This window comes from Xanthobacter flavus, from assembly GCF_017875275.1.
In the GTDB taxonomy this organism is placed as follows: Bacteria; Pseudomonadota; Alphaproteobacteria; order Rhizobiales; family Xanthobacteraceae; genus Xanthobacter; species Xanthobacter flavus_A.
Window position 1 is genome coordinate 3,048,367 of record NZ_JAGGML010000001.1, and the last position, 18,381, is coordinate 3,066,747.

At 69.0% G+C, this 18,381-nt stretch carries 16 protein-coding genes; 5 read left to right on the forward strand and 11 right to left on the reverse strand.

All coding sequences use genetic code 11. From position 1 onward, the window contains the following. Positions 1 to 2: 2 nt before the first annotated feature. From J2126_RS14565 to J2126_RS14580, 4 genes are read right to left on the reverse strand one after another with little or no spacing between them, the layout of a single operon-like run. Complete coding sequence (locus tag J2126_RS14565; protein WP_209487637.1) at positions 3 to 869, reverse strand: SAM-dependent methyltransferase; 867 nt, start codon at positions 867 to 869, stop codon at positions 3 to 5. Continuing rightward, on the reverse strand, positions 866 to 1,924 hold the full coding sequence (locus J2126_RS14570; protein ID WP_348634308.1) for a glycosyltransferase family 4 protein: 1,059 nt from the start codon (positions 1,922 to 1,924) through the stop codon (positions 866 to 868). Before J2126_RS14570 ends, J2126_RS14565 begins: the two co-directional genes overlap by 4 nt. Then, a complete protein-coding gene (locus J2126_RS14575; RefSeq protein WP_209487638.1) occupies positions 1,921 to 2,331 on the reverse strand; it encodes a 6-pyruvoyl trahydropterin synthase family protein in 411 nt (136 codons plus the stop codon). The genes J2126_RS14570 and J2126_RS14575 overlap by 4 nt, the downstream gene beginning before the upstream one ends. Positions 2,332 to 2,361: 30 nt before the next feature. Beyond that, a complete protein-coding gene (locus J2126_RS14580; RefSeq protein ID WP_209487639.1) occupies positions 2,362 to 3,372 on the reverse strand; it encodes a zinc-dependent alcohol dehydrogenase in 1,011 nt (336 codons plus the stop codon). A 65-nt stretch (positions 3,373 to 3,437) separates the two neighbouring features. Here J2126_RS14580 and mdoH point away from each other — a divergent pair, with 65 nt between their 5' ends. Then, a complete protein-coding gene (gene mdoH / locus J2126_RS14585; RefSeq protein ID WP_209487640.1) occupies positions 3,438 to 5,288 on the forward strand; it encodes a glucans biosynthesis glucosyltransferase MdoH in 1,851 nt (616 codons plus the stop codon). Positions 5,289 to 5,354: 66 nt separating this feature from the next. On the opposite strand, the gene J2126_RS14590 is transcribed toward mdoH, so the two are convergent. Together J2126_RS14590 and J2126_RS14595 are read right to left on the reverse strand one after the other, a co-directional pair. Next, the gene (locus tag J2126_RS14590) at positions 5,355 to 7,883 is read right to left on the reverse strand and encodes a carbohydrate-binding family V/XII (protein WP_209487641.1); all 2,529 of its coding nucleotides are present in this window, start codon (positions 7,881 to 7,883) and stop codon (positions 5,355 to 5,357) included. Positions 7,884 to 8,014: 131 nt separating this feature from the next. Next, entirely contained in the window at positions 8,015 to 8,290 is a 276-nt protein-coding gene (locus J2126_RS14595; RefSeq protein ID WP_209487642.1) for a hypothetical protein, read from the reverse strand. A 399-nt stretch (positions 8,291 to 8,689) separates the two neighbouring features. On the opposite strand from J2126_RS14595, the gene aqpZ reads away from it, so the two are divergent. Continuing rightward, positions 8,690 to 9,379 carry an aquaporin Z gene (gene aqpZ / locus J2126_RS14600; RefSeq protein WP_209487643.1) on the forward strand — a complete coding sequence of 230 codons (690 nt, stop codon included), beginning with the start codon at positions 8,690 to 8,692 and terminating at the stop codon, positions 9,377 to 9,379. Positions 9,380 to 9,480: 101 nt separating this feature from the next. Here the strand turns inward: aqpZ and J2126_RS14605 are convergent, their stop codons facing one another. Continuing rightward, positions 9,481 to 10,986: a catalase gene (locus J2126_RS14605; protein ID WP_209487644.1), complete on the reverse strand. Its 1,506-nt coding sequence runs from the start codon at positions 10,984 to 10,986 to the stop codon at positions 9,481 to 9,483. 123 nt (positions 10,987 to 11,109) lie between these two features. On the opposite strand from J2126_RS14605, the gene J2126_RS14610 reads away from it, so the two are divergent. From J2126_RS14610 to purN, 3 genes are read left to right on the forward strand one after another with little or no spacing between them, the layout of a single operon-like run. Further along, positions 11,110 to 12,039 (forward strand): LysR substrate-binding domain-containing protein, encoded by a 930-nt coding sequence (locus J2126_RS14610; protein WP_209487645.1) that lies wholly within the window; start codon positions 11,110 to 11,112, stop codon positions 12,037 to 12,039. A 41-nt stretch (positions 12,040 to 12,080) separates the two neighbouring features. Beyond that, on the forward strand, positions 12,081 to 13,154 hold the full coding sequence (gene purM, locus J2126_RS14615; RefSeq protein WP_209487646.1) for a phosphoribosylformylglycinamidine cyclo-ligase: 1,074 nt from the start codon (positions 12,081 to 12,083) through the stop codon (positions 13,152 to 13,154). Then, positions 13,151 to 13,810: a phosphoribosylglycinamide formyltransferase gene (gene purN, locus J2126_RS14620; RefSeq protein WP_209487647.1), complete on the forward strand. Its 660-nt coding sequence runs from the start codon at positions 13,151 to 13,153 to the stop codon at positions 13,808 to 13,810. The genes purM and purN overlap by 4 nt, the downstream gene beginning before the upstream one ends. Positions 13,811 to 13,873: 63 nt before the next feature. On the opposite strand, the gene J2126_RS14625 is transcribed toward purN, so the two are convergent. The 4 genes from J2126_RS14625 to ndk form a co-directional block, all read right to left on the reverse strand. Next, positions 13,874 to 15,994 (reverse strand): molybdopterin-containing oxidoreductase family protein, encoded by a 2,121-nt coding sequence (locus tag J2126_RS14625; RefSeq protein ID WP_209487648.1) that lies wholly within the window; start codon positions 15,992 to 15,994, stop codon positions 13,874 to 13,876. Positions 15,995 to 16,061: 67 nt separating this feature from the next. Then, positions 16,062 to 16,805, reverse strand: a complete 744-nt coding sequence (locus J2126_RS14630) for a TerC family protein (protein ID WP_209487649.1) — start codon at positions 16,803 to 16,805, stop codon at positions 16,062 to 16,064. Positions 16,806 to 16,970: 165 nt separating this feature from the next. After that, positions 16,971 to 17,675: a TerC family protein gene (locus J2126_RS14635; RefSeq protein WP_209487650.1), complete on the reverse strand. Its 705-nt coding sequence runs from the start codon at positions 17,673 to 17,675 to the stop codon at positions 16,971 to 16,973. A 180-nt stretch (positions 17,676 to 17,855) separates the two neighbouring features. After that, positions 17,856 to 18,278 (reverse strand): nucleoside-diphosphate kinase, encoded by a 423-nt coding sequence (ndk, locus tag J2126_RS14640; protein ID WP_209487651.1) that lies wholly within the window; start codon positions 18,276 to 18,278, stop codon positions 17,856 to 17,858. Positions 18,279 to 18,381 lie beyond the last annotated feature (103 nt).

Sequence of the window (18,381 nt, forward strand, 5' to 3'; positions counted from 1 at the left end):
TTTCAGCCGCGCGGCACCGCCAGCAGGTCCACATGGCCGATGACGCAGGTGTGCGCCATCGCCCGCGCCTGATGCCAGTCGGCGGCGACCTCGGCCGGCACGCGGCCACTGTCCACCGCCGCCTGCGCCGTGCCCTTGGCGAGCTCGACGATCAGCTGCCGGTCTCCGGCATCGAGCCGCCACGGGCTGTCCGCCGTCTCGACGGCGTAGCCGGCCGCCGCCAGCGCCGCGCCCAGGATCGCGCCGGCCTCCGCCCCGGCGGCGGGGCCGAAGCCCTTGTCTGTGCCCTGATGGATGCGGAACGCGTTCGCGATGGCGTCGTCCGCCGGATGCGGCGGAGACCACACGTCCTTTCCGTCGCAGGTCAGCGCCGCATGGAGCATCGCGCCGCTGCCAGTGAAGGCTGCCGCGAAGCGGCGGCACCAGTCCGCCGAAACGAGGTCGTAGAAGGCCGAGGCGGTCACGAGATGGGGCCGGAAGGCGAGCGGCGCGGCCGGATCGGCGGCGATGTCGCGCAGGGCGAATTCCACCGTCACCTCTTTGCCCGCGAGATCGAGCACCAGCGTTGCGCCATCCTCCCGCCAGCCGTCCGCGAAGGCGCGGAAGGCGGCGCGGGCGGCCTCGGCCAATGCGTCGTCGTGATCCACCAGCACCCAGTGCTGGCGCGGACCGAGCTTCGGCGCGAGCGCCCGCAGATTGGAGCCGGAGCCGGCGCCGAGATCGACGATGCGCTGCTCGGCGAAGGACGACAGTCGGTCGGCCAGCTTCGCCTCGATCGCCGCCGAGCGGGCGGCATGGTCGGCGACCTCGCGCAGGGCGAGCCAGTCGGCGGAGAAGGTGGCGGCGGGGAGGGGCGCAAGCTCGGTCATCGGTGGGCGACCTCCATCAGCACCCGGCCGATGACAGCTGCGGTATCGGACCAGTCGGGCAGGGCAGTTCCGGCGGCGAAGGCGGCATCGGCCATTTTCTGCCGCCACGCGGGATCGGTGAGAAGGGCACGGAGCGCGCCGGCGAGGGCATCCGCATCGCCGGGCGGCACCTTGAGGCCGGCCCCGTCCGGGACCGTCTCGCCCGCCGCGCCGCCAGTGGTGCAGATCACGGGCAGGCCGCGCCGCAGCGCCTCGGCCAGCACCATGCCGTAGCCCTCATAAAAGGAGGGATGGACGAAGATGTCGGCGGTGGCATAGGCCGCATCCAGCGCCGCCGCATCGAGCGCGCCCGCGAGCTGGATGCGAGAGCCGAAGCCGGCCGCGCGCGCGGCGATCGCGAGGGCCGTCTCAGGCTCGAACTCCGGGCTGCCGACGATGGTCAGCGTCCAGTCGAGATCGGCGAGCTGGTCGAGGGCGTCGAGCAGCACGCCATAGCCCTTGCGGGGCGTCAGCGATCCCACCGCGATGAGGCGCGGCGGATCGCCGTCCGCCGGCACGCGGTCGGCCGGGGCGGTGCCGGGCAGCGCAAGGGTGACCTTCTGCGGCGGCACGCCATAGCGCTCCACCAGCATCCGCCGCGTTTCGGGACTGACGGCGATGACGGCGGATGCGGCCGCGAGCGCGCCTGCCTCGCTCTCCAGCAGGCGGGCGGCCACGTCTTCGGAAAGGCCGGTTTCCAGCGCGAGGGGGTGGTGCACCAGCCCGACCAAAGGCCGGCCGATCCGCCGCAATCCCTCCTCCGGCAAGGCGCCGAGGGCGAGGCCATCGGCCAGCAGCACGGTTCCGGCCGGCGTCGCGGCGAGGGCGGCCAGCGCCGCCTCAATCTCGCCCTGCGAGGGACAGGGGAAGCCGCCCTTCAGCGAGAGAGCCATCGCCGCGAAGCCCTGCGCCTTCAGGCCGGCGAGGATGCGCCGGTCATAGGCATAGCCGCCGCTGGGCGTATTAATGTCGCCGGGATGGACCAGCGCCACCGCCGGCCGCGCGGAACCGCTCACGCTGCGGGGCCGATGTCGGCCTCGTACCAGGCGCGGGCGACGTGGGATTCGTGCAGCGACACGCGGATGCGCACGATGCCGTCGCCCCCGGCGCCGAGTTCGCCGGAGCGGGCGGCGGCGGCCATGTGGTCGAACACGTGGCGGGCCAGCACCTCGGTGGTGGTGTTGCGGCCGGCGAAGGCGGGCACCTCGTCAAGGTTCTTGTAGTTGAGCGGGCCGAGCACGCCCTTCAGCGCGTCATGGGCGCGGGCGATGTCCACCACCACGCCCTCCTCGGTCAGGTCCTCGCGATAGAAGGCCACATCCACGACGAAGGTCGCCCCGTGCAGCGCCTGCGCCGGGCCGAACAGGTCGCCCCGGAAGGAGTGGGCGATCATGATGTGGTCCCGCACCTCTACCGCGTACATTGAATGTCCTTTCTGTCCCGTGGTCCGGCCTCAGCCGTAGCGCACGACGGTGACGATTCCTTCCGCACCGGCGCCGAGGATACGCGGCATCCGGGCCGGCAGATCATCGAAGGCGACCTCCTGCGTGATGAGCGCGTCCAGCCGGTCGTCGGCGAGGAGGTCCAGCGCCTTCAGGAGGCGACGGCGGCGGCTCCAGCGCGGGCGGCGGGCGGGGCTCACCGCGCCCACCTGCGAGGAGAGGATGGCGAGGCGTTTGTGGTGGAAGCCGCCGCCAAGCGCCACGTCCACCGGGCGGTCGCCGTACCAGCTCATTTCGATCACCCGGCCTTCGTCGCCGCAGCAGGCGAGGCAGACGTTGAGGCCGGCCGAGGAGCCCGAGGTGTGGAAGACGAGATCGGCATCGAGATCGGCCGGGCCCGGCTCGGCGGGGAGAAACCTCGCGCCGAAGGTCGCGGCGACGGCGGCGCGGGCGGGATCGGTGTCCACCACCGTCACCTCGGCGCCGGGCAGCCGGCCGCAGAGATAGGCGACCAGAAGCCCGACGAGCCCTGCGCCCACCACCACGATGCGGTCGCCGGGGCCGGCGCCGCCGTCCCATACCGCGTTGAGGGCGGTCTCCATGTTGGCCGCGAGCGTCGCGCGCCGCGCCGGCACGGCATCCGGCACCGGCGCCAGCATCTCGCTCAGCGCGACGAACCGTTCCTGGTGGGGCGCGAGGGAGAAGACGCGGCGGCCGATCAGCTCGGGCGGGCCGGCCTCCACCTCGCCAACGGCGCAATAGCCGTATTTCACCGGAAAGGGGAATTCGCCCTCCTGCATCGGGGCGCGCATCCGCGCGCGATGGGCGGGATCGTTGAGGCCCGCCGCCACCAGACGCTCCGTGCCGCGGCTGACCGCGCTGTAGAGGGTTCGGACCTGCGCGGTGCCTTCGTCCATGGCCGGAAGCACGCCCGGCCGCAGCTCGCAGGCCCCCGGCGCCACGTACCAGAGGGCGCGGGTGAAAACGGAGCCGTGGCAAGTTGACGCAGGTTGAACGGCCATGTCTCGGCTCTCGTATAGGCTTGGGGTTTCATCGCCGCGGGCCGCCGGCACCCAGGGAGCTATGCATGTCTTCAAGGTCCGGTCCACTGTCCTCGCTTCCGGAAAAGCCCGCGCCCGCCTCGGCCACGCTGACGCCGGCGCTGATCCAGCCGCTCTCAACGCTTCGGCGGCGCCGTCTGTTCATGCTGGTCGCGAATTTGGCGACGGTGGCCCTCGTCCTCGCCGGGATGGTGGCGCTGGGCGCGCATGACGGTTTCTCTCTGGTGGATGGCCTCCTGCTGGTCTGCGCGCTCGCCATCACACCGTGGAATGCCATCGGCTTCTGGAATGCGGCTGTGGGTCTCTACCTCCTGCACGGCCGGCGCAGGGGCATAGAGGCGGCAGCGCCTTTCCTCGCGCCGCCGCTGCCCGAAGGCCCGATCACCTCCCGCACCGCCATCCTCCTGACCGTGCGTAACGAGGACCCCGCCCGCGCGCTCAACCGGCTCAAGGCGGTGAAGGCGGACCTCGACCTCACCGGCCATGGCTCCGCCTTCGATTTCCACGTCCTCAGCGACACTTCGCGGCCCGACATCGCAATCGCCGAGGAAGCGCTGGTGGCGGCGTGGCGGGCGCAGGAGGGCTCTGCCCGCATCTTCTACCGCCGCCGAACGGACAATGCCGGCTTCAAGGCCGGCAACGTGCGCGCCTTCTGCGTCGACGCGGGCGAGCGTTACGACTTCATGCTGCCGCTCGACGCCGACAGCCTGATGGGCGCGGACACCATCCTCTCCATGGTGCGGCTGATGATGGCCTATCCGCGCCTCGGCATCCTGCAGAGCCTCGTGGTGGGCCTGCCCTCGCAGAGCGCGTTCGGCCGCATCTTCCAGTTCGGCATGCGCCACGGCATGCGCAGCTACACTTTGGGTGCGAGCTGGTGGGCGGGGGATTGCGGCCCGTTCTGGGGGCACAATGCGGTGATCCGCGTCGCCCCCTTCCGCGATGCCTGCCACCTGCCCGCGCTGCCCGGCGGCCCGCCCTTCGGCGGACCCGTGCTTTCGCACGATCAGGTGGAAGCGGTGCTCATGCGCCGCGCCGGATATGAGGTGCGCGTGCTGCCGGTGGAGAGCGAGAGCTATGAAGAGAACCCGCCGGCCGCCACCGATTTCGTCGGGCGCGACCTGCGCTGGTGCCTCGGCAATCTCCAGTATCTGCGCCTTCTCTCGGTGCCGGGTCTGGCGGCGAGCCTCCAGCCCATGAGCCGCTTCCAGCTGGTCTGGGCCATCCTGATGTTCGTGACGGTGCCGGCCCATCCGGCGCTGCTGGCGCTCCTGCCTCTGGCGGCGGCGGAGGCGGGGCCGGCCTATCCGGTCGGCCTCGCGCTGGCGCTGTATGGGGGCATGATGGCGATGGCGCTCCTGCCCAAGCTCGCCGGCGTCGCGGATGTCCTGCTGACCACGGGCGGCGTCGCCCGCTATGGCGGCGCGCTGCGCTTTGCGGCGTCGGTCGCCGTGGAGCTGGTGTTCTCCTTCCTGCTCAGCGCCATCACCGCCATGGCGGTGACGCTGGAGATGCTCCGGCTGCTGCTCGGCCGGGTGCGGGCGTCGTGGGGGAAGAGGGTTATTTGGCGGGCGCAGGCGCGCGATGGCCACGGGGTGGACTTCGCCCATGCGGCGCTGGCCTTCTGGCCGCAGGCGCTGTTCGGTCTCGCGGTGCTCATCGCGCTCCTGGCGGTGCAGCCGGTGCTGGCGCTGTGGGCGGCGCCGGTTCTGGCGGGCTATGTGCTCGCCATTCCCTTCACCATGGCCACCGCTGACCCGCGTCTCGGCCAATTGTGCGTGCGTCTCGGCCTGTGCGCGGTGCCGGAGGAGTTCGCGCCGAGCCGGGTGCAGCTTCTGCTGGTGGGTGAGCGCTTTGAGGCCCGCCGGGCGGCCTGAACGGGCGCGCAAAAGAAAAGGCCGGGCGCGCGCGCCCGGCCTTTCGTTCAAGTGCGATGGATGAGATCAGCGCCGGCCGAAGCCGCCGCCAAATCCGCCACCAAATCCGCGACCGCCGCCACCCCAACCGCCGCCACCGCCGAAGCGGTCGCCGCCGCCGAAGCCGCCGAAGCCCCGGTCGAAGCCGCCGGAGCCGAAGCTGTCGCCGCGGCCATAGGCATCACCGCCGAAGCCGTCGCCGCCGTAGCTCGACACCCGCTGATTGCCATAGGAGCGGGCCTGTTCCTCGCGGTCGAGGCTCGATGTGTCGCGGCTGGTGTTCTGCCAGCCGGAGGTGGTGTGCTGGCTCCAGCTGCCATTGTCGTTGTGCTGGTAGACATTGCCGTCGTGGTCAACCGCCACGTGGCCATTGTCCCACGCCACCGCATTGCCGGTCTTGGCGTTGCCGGCGACGCCGCGGCTGTCGACGTTCACGTTGCCGTTCTTCTCCGTCACGCCGGTCTGGGAGGCGTGATAGGTGCCCGTGGTGGGATTGGCGCCGGCGGATTCACGGCCGGCGGCGGCATTGCCCGTATAGGCGTTGCCCTCCACACCGGCGCGGCTTTCGCCACGCGCGCCGGTGGTGGGGTTGTAGCGGGCGTTCTCCCGGCCGGCGGCATAATTGCCGGAATAGGGATTGAACGCGGCGCCCGAGCGGCCGGCGAAATTGGTGCCGTTCGCCGTGGTGCCGCGCCAGTCGCGGCCCGACCAGTCGGTGCCGTTCCAGGTGGTGCCCCACGCATGGTTCACCGTGGCCGCGCCGCCCCAGCGGCCGTAGAGGTTGGTCTGGTTCAGGTTGGTGTAGCCCCAGTGGCCGCCCCACGGTCCGTAAGGTCCATAGGGACCATAGGGATGCCAGTACGGCCCCCAATAGGGATACACCGCCGTGCCCCAGCCCCAGCCGGCGGCGAAGCCGAAGGCGAACCCGGTGTCGAGGCCCAGCGCGAAGCCGGCGCCGACGCCGTAGGTGACGGGGCACGAATACCAGTCCGTGAAGCCCACGTAGCCCACGCAATTGTAGCCGGTGCCGTAGACCACCGTGCCGCCCGGAGCGACCACGACGCCCATGTAGCCCGGGGTATAGCCCACCACCACGGCCTCCGGCGTGGCGCCGTAGATGCGCACGTAGGTGACATAGTGGACGGGCGAGGACACCGGGATGGTGTAGATCACGTCCGGCACCGCGTCGGCGACGCGCCAGGGGCCGGCGGGATCGACCGCCACGAACCACGCGCCGTTGTTCACCGCGTAGAAGCGGTCGGGCGCGAGGCGGATGACCGGCGTCGCGGTGTTCACGGCATAGGCGAGGGCGGTGCCGGAGATGGGCTCGAACTTCGGCGCGCCCTCATAGGCGACCTTGAGCTGCACATCCCGCTTCACCGTCGCCGTCTGCGGAATGGTCGCGGCGATGGCCGCTTCCTTGGCCTGCGGCGTGCCCGCCACCGAGACCAGCACGTTGGCCTTGGGATCGTTCGGAGAGATCTTGGAGAAGTCCTTGGGCAGCGCGTTGCTGGCCACGAAGGCCCACGGCCCCTTCAGGTCCGGCGCCTTGAACCAGCGGCCCGAGATGAGGACATAATAGGAATTGGAGGTGGTCTCCATGAACACCGCGTGGTCGGCATTGTTCATGGTGAGCAGGTTGGTGCCCGCCACCGGGAGCATCTGCGGCTGGCCGTCGGTCTGGATCAGCTCGGAGGGCTTGGTGACCGCGATGATGGCCGGGGCCGGGTTGATCGGCTTCTTGTCGTTGCTGAGCAGCGGATCGGCCGGGATCTCGGCGATGGCCGCCTTGCCCGCCGCCGCGAGGGCGTCGGAGACCTGGGGCGTGACGATCCAGGTGCCGCCGAGGTCCGGCGTCTCATACCAGTGGCCGGCGGCCTCCAGGTGATAGGTGCCGGCGTCATCCTTCAGCAGCAGGGGCTGGGTGTTGATGACCCGCTGGAAGCCGCTCACGCCCTTGATCGGCCGCAGCACCGGCTGGCCGGCGACGGGAACAAGCACGGTCGTGGTGGTGGCGAACAGGATTTGCGGCGGGGTGTTGTCCACCGGCTGGGCCTGAACCTTGGCCAGTTCCTGGTTCACCGCATAGCTCGCCTGGAGCTGGTCGAGCGGGATGGTCATGCCATCGGGCGGCAGGCGCGTCTGCAGGGCCGAGCGGATCTCGCTCGCCTTGGCCGGCTCGGTGGGCACCTGCACGTTATCGATGGTGAAGGTGGCGAAATGGACGAGGCCCGCCGGCTTGTCGATGGCGACGCGGGTCGAGAACTTCACCATGCCGTAGGTGGGCGCGCCGGTCTTGACGCCGATGGCGACGGCGGCGCGGCCGGACATGGTGTCGCCGTTCCAGACGTCGATCTGCGGCTGATAGAGCTGGAGCACCTGGTTGTCGGGCAGATCGAAGACGCGCGGCCAGGTCGGCGGCGCGGTGGGCGTGGCCCCGGGCTGGGCCTGCGCCTGAGGTGTCGACTGGGGTTGCTGGGCGTCGGCCGTCGCGGGCCACAGCATCGCCGCTGCAACCAGCGCTGCAGCTGAGGCGCCGGTCCAAAGTCGCTTCATGAACTGCCTCCCTCCCCGAAACGCCGGGGCGGGGCACACCTAACATGTTCGCAGACCAACGTCAGCGTGACAGGCCAGCGCCATGCTCAAGACGCGTTGAACATGACGCAATGGAATGGCGCAGCTGGCGATCAGCCCGCCCGGTCGCAGTTGCGCTGCCAGGAGAGGCGCGGTCCCTCCCAGGACAGGCTGACGCTCTTGCGCGCCGGGCAGGCGCGCGTCGCGGCTGACGTACCGTCGCGGTCCCAGTAGTCGCGCCACTGGTAGGCGGCCTTGGTCGCCGGCGCATCCGCATGCGCCATGGCCGGGGCATCGCCGGGGAAGGCGCGCACCAGATCCCCGCCGCCCCAGGCGGCGATGGCGATGAAGGTGGTGGCGGCAGCCGCGATCACGGAGGAGGTCTTCATGGGTCAGGTCTCGGAGCAGGACGTCGCGTCGCCGGCTTAGAACGCCGGACGGCGGCGGGTCGTCCCCTCAATGGAGGATATTTCCTTCGCCTTGTACGACGCCGGGGCTGAACCCGTGCCGACAGGCGGGTTTACCCTTCGTTCATCTTTTCGCGAGTGCGGTGGAAAATATTGCGATTGCGCACGCCAAAAAGGCGGTGGAGCATTTTTCCTATTGCTGATTGCAGACTTGATCTCCGCCTTGGGCAGGAGTTGGCTGAAGCTGCGCCGCGTTTGGGCGCTGGAGCCGGATCCGCCGGTTGCGATCGGACAGGCGGTGAATTCGGCCCTCGAACCTGAGACGGATGCGTGCCGGTGCCCGGTCGCGACGGGCCGTGGCGCGCGGGGGGAGACCTTGGCATGAACAAATATGTCGCCGAGTTCATCGGAACCGCGGTTCTTGTTCTCTTCGGCTGCGGCTCGGCCGTGCTCACCGGCTACGGCTCCGCGCCCATCGGGATGCTCGCCATCGCCTTTGCGTTCGGCCTGGCCGTGACCTCCATGGCCTACGGCATCGGCCATGTGTCCGGCTGCCACATCAATCCCGCCGTCACCATCGGCGTCTGGGCTGCGGGACGCATCCCCACCTCGGAAGTGCCCAAATACTGGATCGCGCAGATCCTCGGCGGCATCGCCGGCGCCGCCATCCTGTTCATGATCGCCTCCGGCAAGCTCGCGGGCTTCGATGTCGCCACCGCCGGCCTCGGCCAGAACGGCTGGGGCGAGGGTTATATCGGCGGTTATGGTCTCGGCGCGGCGATCCTCGCCGAACTGGTGGGCACCTTCATCTTCCTCGTGGTGATCCTCGGCTCCACCTCCAAGGCGGGCATCACACAGGCGGCTGGCCTCGCCATCGGCCTGTCGCTGGTGATGATCCACATCGTCTTCATCCCCGTCACCGGCGTGTCGGTGAACCCGGCCCGCTCCATCGGTCCGGCGCTGTTCGCCGGCGGCAAGGCGATCTCCCAGCTGTGGCTGTTCATCGTGGTGCCGCTGGTGGGCGCCTATCTCGCTGGCCTTCTCTTCAAGCTGAAGGTGCTCGAGGACTGAGCTCCCCATCTGGATGCATAAAAAGGGGGCGCGCCGGCAAGGCGCGCCCCCTTTCCGTTTGCCGGGTCAGGGCTCCCGGCAAACCCCCGCTCCGGGATGCCTCACTCGGCGGCGACGGGGCCGGACGGGTTCTTCTGCTGCTGCGCCGTTTCCGCCGCCTTGGCGCGGGTCTCGTGCTCCAGCGCCGCCTTCACGCCCGCCCCATACTCCGGGTGGACCTTGGTGAAGAGCGCGATCTGCCGGTCCGCGATCTCCTGCGGAATGCCGTACATGCCGGCCGCGAGGTTGCTGAAGAGCCGCTGGCGCTGGCCGGCGTCGAACAGCTCGAACAGTGCGCGCGGCTGGGAGAAGTCGTCATTGCCGATGCGGTGGCTGTAGCGCTCCGCGTCGCCGGAGATCGCCAGCGGCGGCTCGGCATACTTGGCATCCTCGGCGGCGCCGTTGAACGAATTGGGCTCGTAATAGGCGTCGGTGTTCCCGGTCATCTGCGGGAAGAACCGCATGGCGCCGTCCTTGTGATAGTGGTGCACCGGGCACTTGGCGGCGTTCACCGGCAGGTGCTCGTAATGCGTGCCCAGGCGATAGCGGTGGGCGTCGGCGTAGGAGAAGATGCGGGCCTGCAGCATCTTGTCCGGCGAGAAGGAAATGCCGGGCACGATGTTGGACGGCGAGAAGGCCGCCTGCTCGATCTCGTTGAAATAATTCTCCGGATTGCGGTTCAGCTCCATCACGCCGATGTCGATGGGCGGATACTCGCCGTGCGGCCACACCTTGGTGAGGTCGAAGGGATTGTAGGAGGTCTTCTCCGCATCCAGCTCCGGCATCACCTGCACCTGCACCTTCCACTTGGGGAATTCGCCGCGCTCGATGGCGCTGAACAGATCCTCCTGCGTGGATTCGCGGGTGCGGCCGACCACCTCGGTGGCCTCGCCATTGGTCCAGTGCTTGTGGCCCTGCAGGGTCTTGAAGTGGAACTTCACCCAGAAGCGCTCGCCGGCCTCGTTGAGGAAGGAATAGGTGTGCGAGCCGTAGCCGTTCATGTTGCGCACGCCCACGGGCAGGCCGCGGTCGGAGAACAGGATCGTCACCTGATGCAGGCTCTCCGGCGAGAGGGACCAGAAGTCCCACATGGCGGTGGGCGAGCGCAGGTTGGTCTTGGGGTGGCGCTTCTGGGTGTGGATGAAGTCCGGGAACTTGTAGGGGTCGCGGACGAAGAACACCGGCGTGTTGTTGCCCACGAGGTCCCAGTTGCCCTCGGGTGTGTAGAACTTCAGCGCGAAGCCGCGCACGTCGCGCTCGGCGTCCGCCGCGCCGAGTTCGCCGGCCACCGTGGAGAAGCGGGCGATCATGGGCGTCTGCGCGCCGGGCTGGAGCGCCTTGGCCTTGGTGTATTTCGAGATGTCGCCGGTGATGGTGAGGGTGCCGTGGGCGCCCCAGCCCTTGGCGTGGACCACGCGCTCGGGAATGCGCTCGCGGTTCTGGTGCGCCAGCTTCTCGATGAGCTGGTAATCCTGCATCAGCACCGGGCCGCGCGGGCCGGCGGTGAGGGAATTCTGGTTGTCGGCGATGGGATTGCCGGCCGTGGTGGTGAGGGTGGGTCGCGTCATGAAGGGCTCCCTGCTTGGACCTGCGCCGTGACGGCTGCGGATCAACCGGGGCGCAGCATGGCCGTCAGTTGGAATAAGGACAAATCAGATTGCATTGAATTTTTGATAAGATAAACTTATCGCGTGCTCTCCACCCGTCAGCTTCGCTACTTCGATGCCCTTGCTCGCCACCGCCATTTCGGCCGTGCGGCGGAGGAGTGCGCCGTGACCCAGCCGGCCCTCTCCATGCAGATCCGCGAGATGGAGGAGGCCCTCGGCGTGCGCCTCGTGGAGCGGGGGCGGAGCGGGGTGCGCCTGACGCCGGTGGGGGAGGAGGCCGCCTCCCGCGCCCGGGGCGTGCTCGCGGCCCTCGCCGACATGGAGCGCACCATCCGCGACCGGGGGCGGCTGCTGGAAGGGCGGATGCGTCTCGGCGTCATCCCCTCCATCGCGCCCTATCTTCTGCCCCGCCTGCTGCCGGAAATGGCGGGGCGCTGGCCCGGCGTGGAGATCGCGCTGCGGGAGAGCCAGACCGAGCAACTGGTGAACGATCTCGCCCATGGCGATCTCGACCTCGTCATCCTCTCCTTGCCGGTGGAGCATCCGGCGCTGGAGACGATGGCGCTGTTCGACGACCCGTTTCTTCTCGCCGTTCCCGAGGCTTCGCCGGACTTCCCGGGCGAGACCGCGGTGCCCGAGGACATCCTCGCCGCCGATCTCCTGCTCCTGGAGGACGGCCACTGCTTCCGCGACCAGGCGCTGAACGTCTGCCGCAAGGTGGATGCCCGCCAGCTGCGGCGCTTCGGCGCCTCCAGCCTGTCGACGCTGGCCCAGCTGGTCGCCAACGGGCAGGGCGTGACGCTGCTGCCGCAGATGTTCGTCGCCTCCGAAGGCGGGAGCATCCCGCGCGTGCGGCTGCTGCGCTTTCCCCATCCCGCGCCGTCGCGCACCATCGGCCTCGTCTGGCGGCGGACTTTACCGTTCCGGGACGACGTGGCGCAGGTCGCCGCCATGGTTCGGGCCTGCCGTCCGGCTGTGCAAGACGGCGAAGACCGGCGCTCTGCCTTGCTTTGACCCGCGTTCGCGGCTAAGCCCCGCCCAAAGACGGGGATCCTATGGCTCAGGACGGACTTTCCTACCGCGACGCGGGCGTGGACATCGATGCGGGCAACCGGCTCGTCGATCTCATCAAGCCGCTGGTGAAGGCCACCGCCCGGCCCGGCGCCGATGCGGACATCGGCGGCTTCGGCGGCGTGTTCGACCTGAAGGCGGCGGGATTTGCCGATCCCCTCCTCATCGCGACCACCGACGGCGTGGGCACCAAGCTCAAGATCGCCATCGATACCGGCGTCCATGACACCATCGGCATCGATCTTGTGGCCATGTGCGTGAACGATCTCGTGGTGCAGGGCGCCGAGCCGCTGCTGTTCCTCGATTATTTCGCCACAGGCCGCCTCGCGCCGGAGGTGGGCGCCCATATCGTCGCGGGCATCGCGCGGGCCTGCAAGGCGGCCGGCTGCGCCCTCATCGGCGGCGAGACGGCCGAGATGCCGGGCATGTACCGCGACGGCGATTATGACCTCGCCGGTTTCTCCCTCGGGGCCGTCGAGCGCACCGAGCTTTTGCCGAAGAAGGACGTGGGGCCGGGTGACGTGATCCTCGGCCTCGCCTCGGACGGCGTGCATTCCAACGGCTATTCGCTGGTGCGCCGCATCGTCGAGCGCTCCGGCCTCGCCTGGACCGACGAGGCGCCCTTCCACAGGGGACAGAACCTCGGCACCGCGCTCCTCACCCCCACCCGGCTCTATGTGAAGAGCGTGCTCTCCGTCATCCGCTCGACCGGGGCGGTGAAGGCGCTCGCCCACGTCACCGGCGGCGGCATCACCGAGAACCTGCCACGCGTGCTGCCGGCCGGCACCATCGCCCGCATTGACCTTTCCAACCTCATCGTTCCCCCGGTCTTCCGTTGGCTCGCGTCCGTGGGCGCGGTGGCGCCGGAAGAGATGCTGCGCGCCTTCAACTGCGGCGTCGGCATGGCCGTGGTGGTTCCCGTGGAGCGCGAGGAAGAGGTGGCCGACGCCTTCGCCGCCGCGGGCGAGACGGTCATCCGCCTCGGCGTCATCGAGCCGGGCACCGGCGCGGCCCATGTGGTTTATGACGGGGCCGCCGATTTCGGGTTCGCGTCATGAGCGAGGCGGCGCCGAAACGCACCGCGATCCTCATCTCCGGCCGCGGCTCCAACATGGCGGCGCTGGTGAAGGCGGCCGAGGCGCCGGACTTCCCGGCCGAGATCGCGCTGGTCCTCTCCAACCGGGAGGACGCCGCCGGCCTCGACTTCGCCAAGGACCATGGCGTGCCCACCCTTGTGCTCTCGCACAAGGGCTATGCCGACCGCCTCGCCTTCGACGCGGCCCTCGACGCACATCTCAAGGCCGAGGGCATCGAGATCGTCTGCCTCGCCGGCTTCATGCGTCTCCTCACCCCCTGGCTGGTGGAGCGCTGGCGCAACCGGATGATCAACGTCCACCCCTCGCTGCTGCCGAGCTTCAAGGGCCTCCACACCCACGAGCGGGCGCTGGAGGCCGGCGTGCGCCTGCACGGCTGCACCGTGCATTTCGTGCGCGCCGAGATGGACGAGGGCCCGATCATCCTCCAGGCCGCAGTGGGCGTGGAGGCCGACGACACGCCGGACGTCCTCGCCGCCCGCGTGCTGGCGCAGGAGCATGTGATCTATCCCAAGGGGCTGGAGCTTCTGGCCGCCGGCCGCCTGAAGGTCGCCGACGAACGGGTGGAGATCACCGGCGCCATGGGCGGCCTCCCGCCGCTGGTTTCGCCGGGGGTGTAGTTCACGAGCGGGGTGCCCGCTCTCCTTTGCGCTGACACTATGTGGTCGTCGGGCGTGAGAGCCTCACGCCCCGATCTTCACCACCCGCACCTTGTTGTCGTGAAACGCCGCGCCACCCACCGGCGCCACCGGGTCAGCCCCCGTCAGCGTATTGATCCCGCGCCCGCTGCGATGGGCGCCGGACGGCTGGATCTGCTCGGAGACCACGACGCCGCGCCGCAGCCCGTCGAACAGGCGGACGCGCAGTTCCACCCGCCCGCGCGGATTTTCCACCGCCACGAGATCGTCCTCGGCCACGCCCAGCGTCGCCGCGTCATCGGGATGGACCAGCAGGGAGGGCGCGCCCTCCTTCTCCTGCGAGGTGGGCGTCTCGGTGAAGGAAGAATTGAGGAAGTTGCGCGCCGGCGCGGTGACGAGGCGGAAGGGATGCTCCGCATCCGCCTCCTCGATCACCGCCCAATGGTCCGGCAAAGCCGGCATCTCGGCGACGGGACCGAACTTGCCCGGCGCGGGGAAGGAGAGGTTGGCCCAGTCCACCGCGAAGTGGAAGCGCTTGTCGCGGTGGGCGAAGCCGTCGAGGAAGTGGGCGGCGCGGAAATCCTGCGCCACGTCCATGAAGCGGGCCTCCTCCAGCGCCTCCACCGGGCCGCGGCCGCTTTCGCGCAGGGTCCAGTCGATGAGTTCGCGCGCGGTCATGCCGAAGCCGGGATGCTCGGCGCCGAGGCGGGATGCCAAAGCACAGATCACGTCGTGGTTGGTGCGGCACTCGCCCGGCGGCTCGACGATCTTGGTGCCGATCTGGATGTGGGGATGCCCGCCCGCGCCATAGAGGTCGTCATGCTCGGTGAACATGGTGGCGGGCAGCACGATGTCCGCCATTTTCGCGGTGTCGGTCATGAACTGCTCGTGGACCGCGACGAACAGGTCCTCCCGCGCGAAGCCGCGCTTCACCTTCTCCTGCTCGGGGGCCACCGCCACCGGATTGGTGTTCTGGATGAGGAGCGCCGCCACCTTGCCGCCGCCGGCCAGCGCGTCCTCCTCGCCCATCAGGATCGGGCCGATGCGGGACTGGTCGAGGGCGCGCACGGTGGGATCGAGCCGGTCCAGCCCCTCGATCATCTTCTTGCGCCAGCCATAGGTGCCGGACATGGAATGCAGCGCGCCGCCGCCCTCATGCTGCCAACTGCCGGCCACCACCGGGATGGAGGCCACCGCATGCATGTTCAGGGCGCCGTTGCGGCTGCGGGAGAAGCCGTAACCGATGCGGAAGTAGGAGGCGGGGGTCATGCCCACCAGGCGGGCGTAGGCCTCGATCTCGGCGACCGGCAGGCCGCAAATGGCCGAAGCCCATTCCGGAGTGCGGGTGGCAAGGTGGGCTTCCAGCGCGGCGGCGTCGCGGGCGTAGGTGTCCATATAGGTGCGATCGGCGAGGCCGTCGCGGAACAGCACATGCATGACCGCGCAGGCCAGCGCCCCGTCCGTGCCGGGGCGGATGAGCAGGGGGATGTCCGCCTGCTCCATGGTGGGCGTGCGATAGACATCCACCACCGCGATCTTCGCGCCGTGCTTCTTCCGCGCATGGATGGCGTGGGTCATCACATTGACCTGCGTGGACACCGCATTGGTGCCCCACAGGGTAATGAGGCCGGACGAGGCCATCTCGCGCGGGTCCACGCCGGAGATGCGGCCGGCGCCCGCCATGTAGCCGCTCCAGGCGGGATTGACGCAGATGGAAGAGAAGAAGCGCGAATAGCGCTTCACATGGGTCAGCCGGTTGATGCCGTCGCGCATCACGAGGCCCATGGTGCCGGCATAATAATAGGGCCAGACGGACTCTGCCCCATGCGCCCGCTCGGCCTTCAGGAGGCCCTCGGCCACGCGGTCCAGCGCCTCATCCCACGAAATGCGGGTGAACTGGCCGGACCCCTTGGGGCCGGTGCGCAGCAGGGGATGGGTGAGACGGTCCGGGTGGTTCGCCCGCTCGGCATAGCGGGCGACCTTCGCGCAGATGACGCCGGCGGTATAGGGCTGGTCCTTCGAGCCATGCACGCGGCCGATGCGGCCGTCCGCCATCACGTCCACCTTCAGGGCGCAGACGGACGGGCAGTCATGAGGACAGACGGAGGGGTGAGTCGCAACCGGGCTGTGGGCGGTGTGCGAGGCGTTCGGGGCATGGACGTTCATGGCCGAGAGACAATAAAGGGGGCGACGCGCGGCGTCGCCCCCTTTTCAGACCTTATCTAGGGAAGGCTCAGGCGCCGTGCCCGGCCTCGGTGGCGCGGTCGCGACTGCGGTTGCGCAGGATGTAGCCGAGCCCCAGCACGAAGAGCGCGCCGATGGTGCTTGCCACATAGTGGGGCAGGGCCGCCGGGTGCAGTCCGTCCTCGGCCACCTTCACCAGCGCCGGATTGATCTGCTGCAGGTAGCTGAGCGCCATCACGTCGCCCACCAGCATCTCACCGGCGATCCAGCCGAGCAGCGCCGCGCCGAACCAGATCAGGATGGGGAAGCGGGTGAGCAGCGACAGCAGCAGCTGCGAGCCGAAGATGATGAGCGGGATGGTGAGCAGCAGGCCGAACACGAACAATTCCCAGTGGCCGCGCGCCGCGGCGGCGATGGCCACCACATTGTCGAGGCTCATGACCGCATCGGCGATGGCGATGGTGCGCACGGCCTTCCACAGGCTGTCCGATGCGGCGACCTCGTGGGAATCCCCGCCGTTGTCGGTGACCAGCTTGATGGCGATCCAGAACAGGAGCAGGCCGCCGACCACCTTCAGGAACGGCACGCCGAGAAGGTAGGAGACCGCCAGCGCGAACAGGATGCGCAGGCCGACCGCCGCGCCGGCGCCGAGCAGGATGCCCCACTTGCGCTGCTTCTGCGGCAGCGAGCGGCAGGCGAGCGCGATGACCACCGCATTGTCGCCGGACAGCAGCAGGTCGATCCAGATGATCTGCAGAAGGGCGACCCAGAAGGTCGGCGCGGTGAAATCCATCGTCCACTCCATTGGGTGCAGGCGGTAAGGCTATCGTTCGGGGCGGTTCGGCGGGCACGGATGCTATGATGTCGCGTCGCATAAATGACGCGGTAGAACTTCCGTTACGGCAAACCGGAGACAGAAAAAAGGGGCCTCGTGCGACCCCTTTCCCTCAAAATCAATTCAGGCCGGCAGGTCGTTGTGGGGCGCGCGCCGACCCTTGTACCAGCGCAGGCCAAGGGCCACAGCCACCACGAGGACGGCGCCGGCGGCCGAGACGATGCGGTGAAGGTGGTGGGTGGTTGCCTCGCCCAGCCGCTCGATGATGGCGACATCGCCCAGCAGCATGTCGCCCGCCACCCAGCCCAGCAGCGCCGCCCCGGCCCAGACCAGCAGCGGGAAGCGATTGATGAGCGCCATCACCAGCGAGGAGCCGGCGATGATGAGGGGAATGGAAATGGCCAGGCCGAATATCAGCAGGAACCAGTCGCCGTCGGCGATGGCGGCCACGGCCACCACATTGTCGAGGCTCATGACGATGTCCGCCACGGCCACCGTGCCCACGGCCTTCCAGAGGTTGTCGCTGGACTGGATGGCCTCTTCGCCCGCCTCTTCGGGGCCGGCGAGGTCCACCGCGATCCACATGAGCGCGAGCGAGCCCACGAGCTTCAGCCAGGGCAGCGCCAGCAGCGTCGCGACGATGCCGGTGAAGATGATGCGCAGTCCCACCGCCACGCCGGCACCGAGGACGATGCCCGTGCGGCGCACCTTCTGCGGCAGCGAGCGGCAGGCGAGCGCGATGACCACCGCATTGTCGCCTGACAAGAGGACGTTGATCCAAATGATCTGAAGCAGCGCCAGCCAGAGCACTGGTGAATCGAGCGCCATGTTCCCTACCCCGGGCCAAAAGAGCGTCGGCGTCACCGCGAGATTGTATTCTGCGTCTGGTGCGCCGTATTTTGGATTTTGACGCTACGGTATTCTGCCCGTGGGGCGGGCTCAACAAAAACCGGATGCCGCGGCGCACCAATTCGATCGCGCGCCGCGGAATCCTAATCCAATACCAGCTCAGCCGACGATTTCATTGCCGGAGAAGAACTGGGCGATCTCCACCTTGGCATTGTCGGTGCTGTCGGAGCCGTGGGCCGAATTGGCCTCGATGGACTCGGCGAACAGCTTGCGGATGGTGCCCTCGGCGGCGTTCGCCGGGTTGGTGGCGCCCATCACTTCGCGGTACTTGGCAACCGCGTTCTCGCCTTCGAGCACCTGCACCACAACGGGGCCGGAGATCATGAAGGCCACGAGCTCGCCGAAGAAGGGGCGCTCCTTGTGCACGGCGTAGAAGGTTTCGGCCTCCTCGCGCGTCATGCGGATGCGCTTCTGGGCCACGATCTTGAGGCCCGCGTTCTCGATGACGGCATTGATGGCGCCGGTGAGGTTCCGACGCGTGGCGTCGGGCTTGATGATCGAGAAGGTGCGCTCGATCGCCATGGGGGACCGTCCTGTCTGTTCATGGAAGAGGAATGCCGCGAGCATCCCGCGGATGGCGCGGCTCTTAGCAGGGGGGCGCCCAAGGGGCAAGGGAAGGGGCGAA

What these genes read in the sequence shown, in the direction of transcription:
- J2126_RS14565 (WP_209487637.1), bottom strand. Translation starts at nt 869, where the DNA reads ATGACCGAGCTTGCGCCCCTCCCCGCCGCCACCTTCTCCGCCGACTGG.
- J2126_RS14575 (WP_209487638.1), bottom strand. Translation starts at nt 2,331, where the DNA reads ATGTACGCGGTAGAGGTGCGGGACCACATCATGATCGCCCACTCCTTC.
- J2126_RS14580 (WP_209487639.1), bottom strand. Translation starts at nt 3,372, where the DNA reads ATGGCCGTTCAACCTGCGTCAACTTGCCACGGCTCCGTTTTCACCCGC.
- mdoH (WP_209487640.1), top strand. Translation starts at nt 3,438, where the DNA reads ATGTCTTCAAGGTCCGGTCCACTGTCCTCGCTTCCGGAAAAGCCCGCG.
- J2126_RS14590 (WP_209487641.1), bottom strand. Translation starts at nt 7,883, where the DNA reads ATGAAGCGACTTTGGACCGGCGCCTCAGCTGCAGCGCTGGTTGCAGCG.
- J2126_RS14595 (WP_209487642.1), bottom strand. Translation starts at nt 8,290, where the DNA reads ATGAAGACCTCCTCCGTGATCGCGGCTGCCGCCACCACCTTCATCGCC.
- aqpZ (WP_209487643.1), top strand. Translation starts at nt 8,690, where the DNA reads ATGAACAAATATGTCGCCGAGTTCATCGGAACCGCGGTTCTTGTTCTC.
- J2126_RS14605 (WP_209487644.1), bottom strand. Translation starts at nt 10,986, where the DNA reads ATGACGCGACCCACCCTCACCACCACGGCCGGCAATCCCATCGCCGAC.
- purM (WP_209487646.1), top strand. Translation starts at nt 12,081, where the DNA reads ATGGCTCAGGACGGACTTTCCTACCGCGACGCGGGCGTGGACATCGAT.
- purN (WP_209487647.1), top strand. Translation starts at nt 13,151, where the DNA reads ATGAGCGAGGCGGCGCCGAAACGCACCGCGATCCTCATCTCCGGCCGC.
- J2126_RS14625 (WP_209487648.1), bottom strand. Translation starts at nt 15,994, where the DNA reads ATGAACGTCCATGCCCCGAACGCCTCGCACACCGCCCACAGCCCGGTT.
- J2126_RS14630 (WP_209487649.1), bottom strand. Translation starts at nt 16,805, where the DNA reads ATGGATTTCACCGCGCCGACCTTCTGGGTCGCCCTTCTGCAGATCATC.
- J2126_RS14635 (WP_209487650.1), bottom strand. Translation starts at nt 17,675, where the DNA reads ATGGCGCTCGATTCACCAGTGCTCTGGCTGGCGCTGCTTCAGATCATT.
- ndk (WP_209487651.1), bottom strand. Translation starts at nt 18,278, where the DNA reads ATGGCGATCGAGCGCACCTTCTCGATCATCAAGCCCGACGCCACGCGT.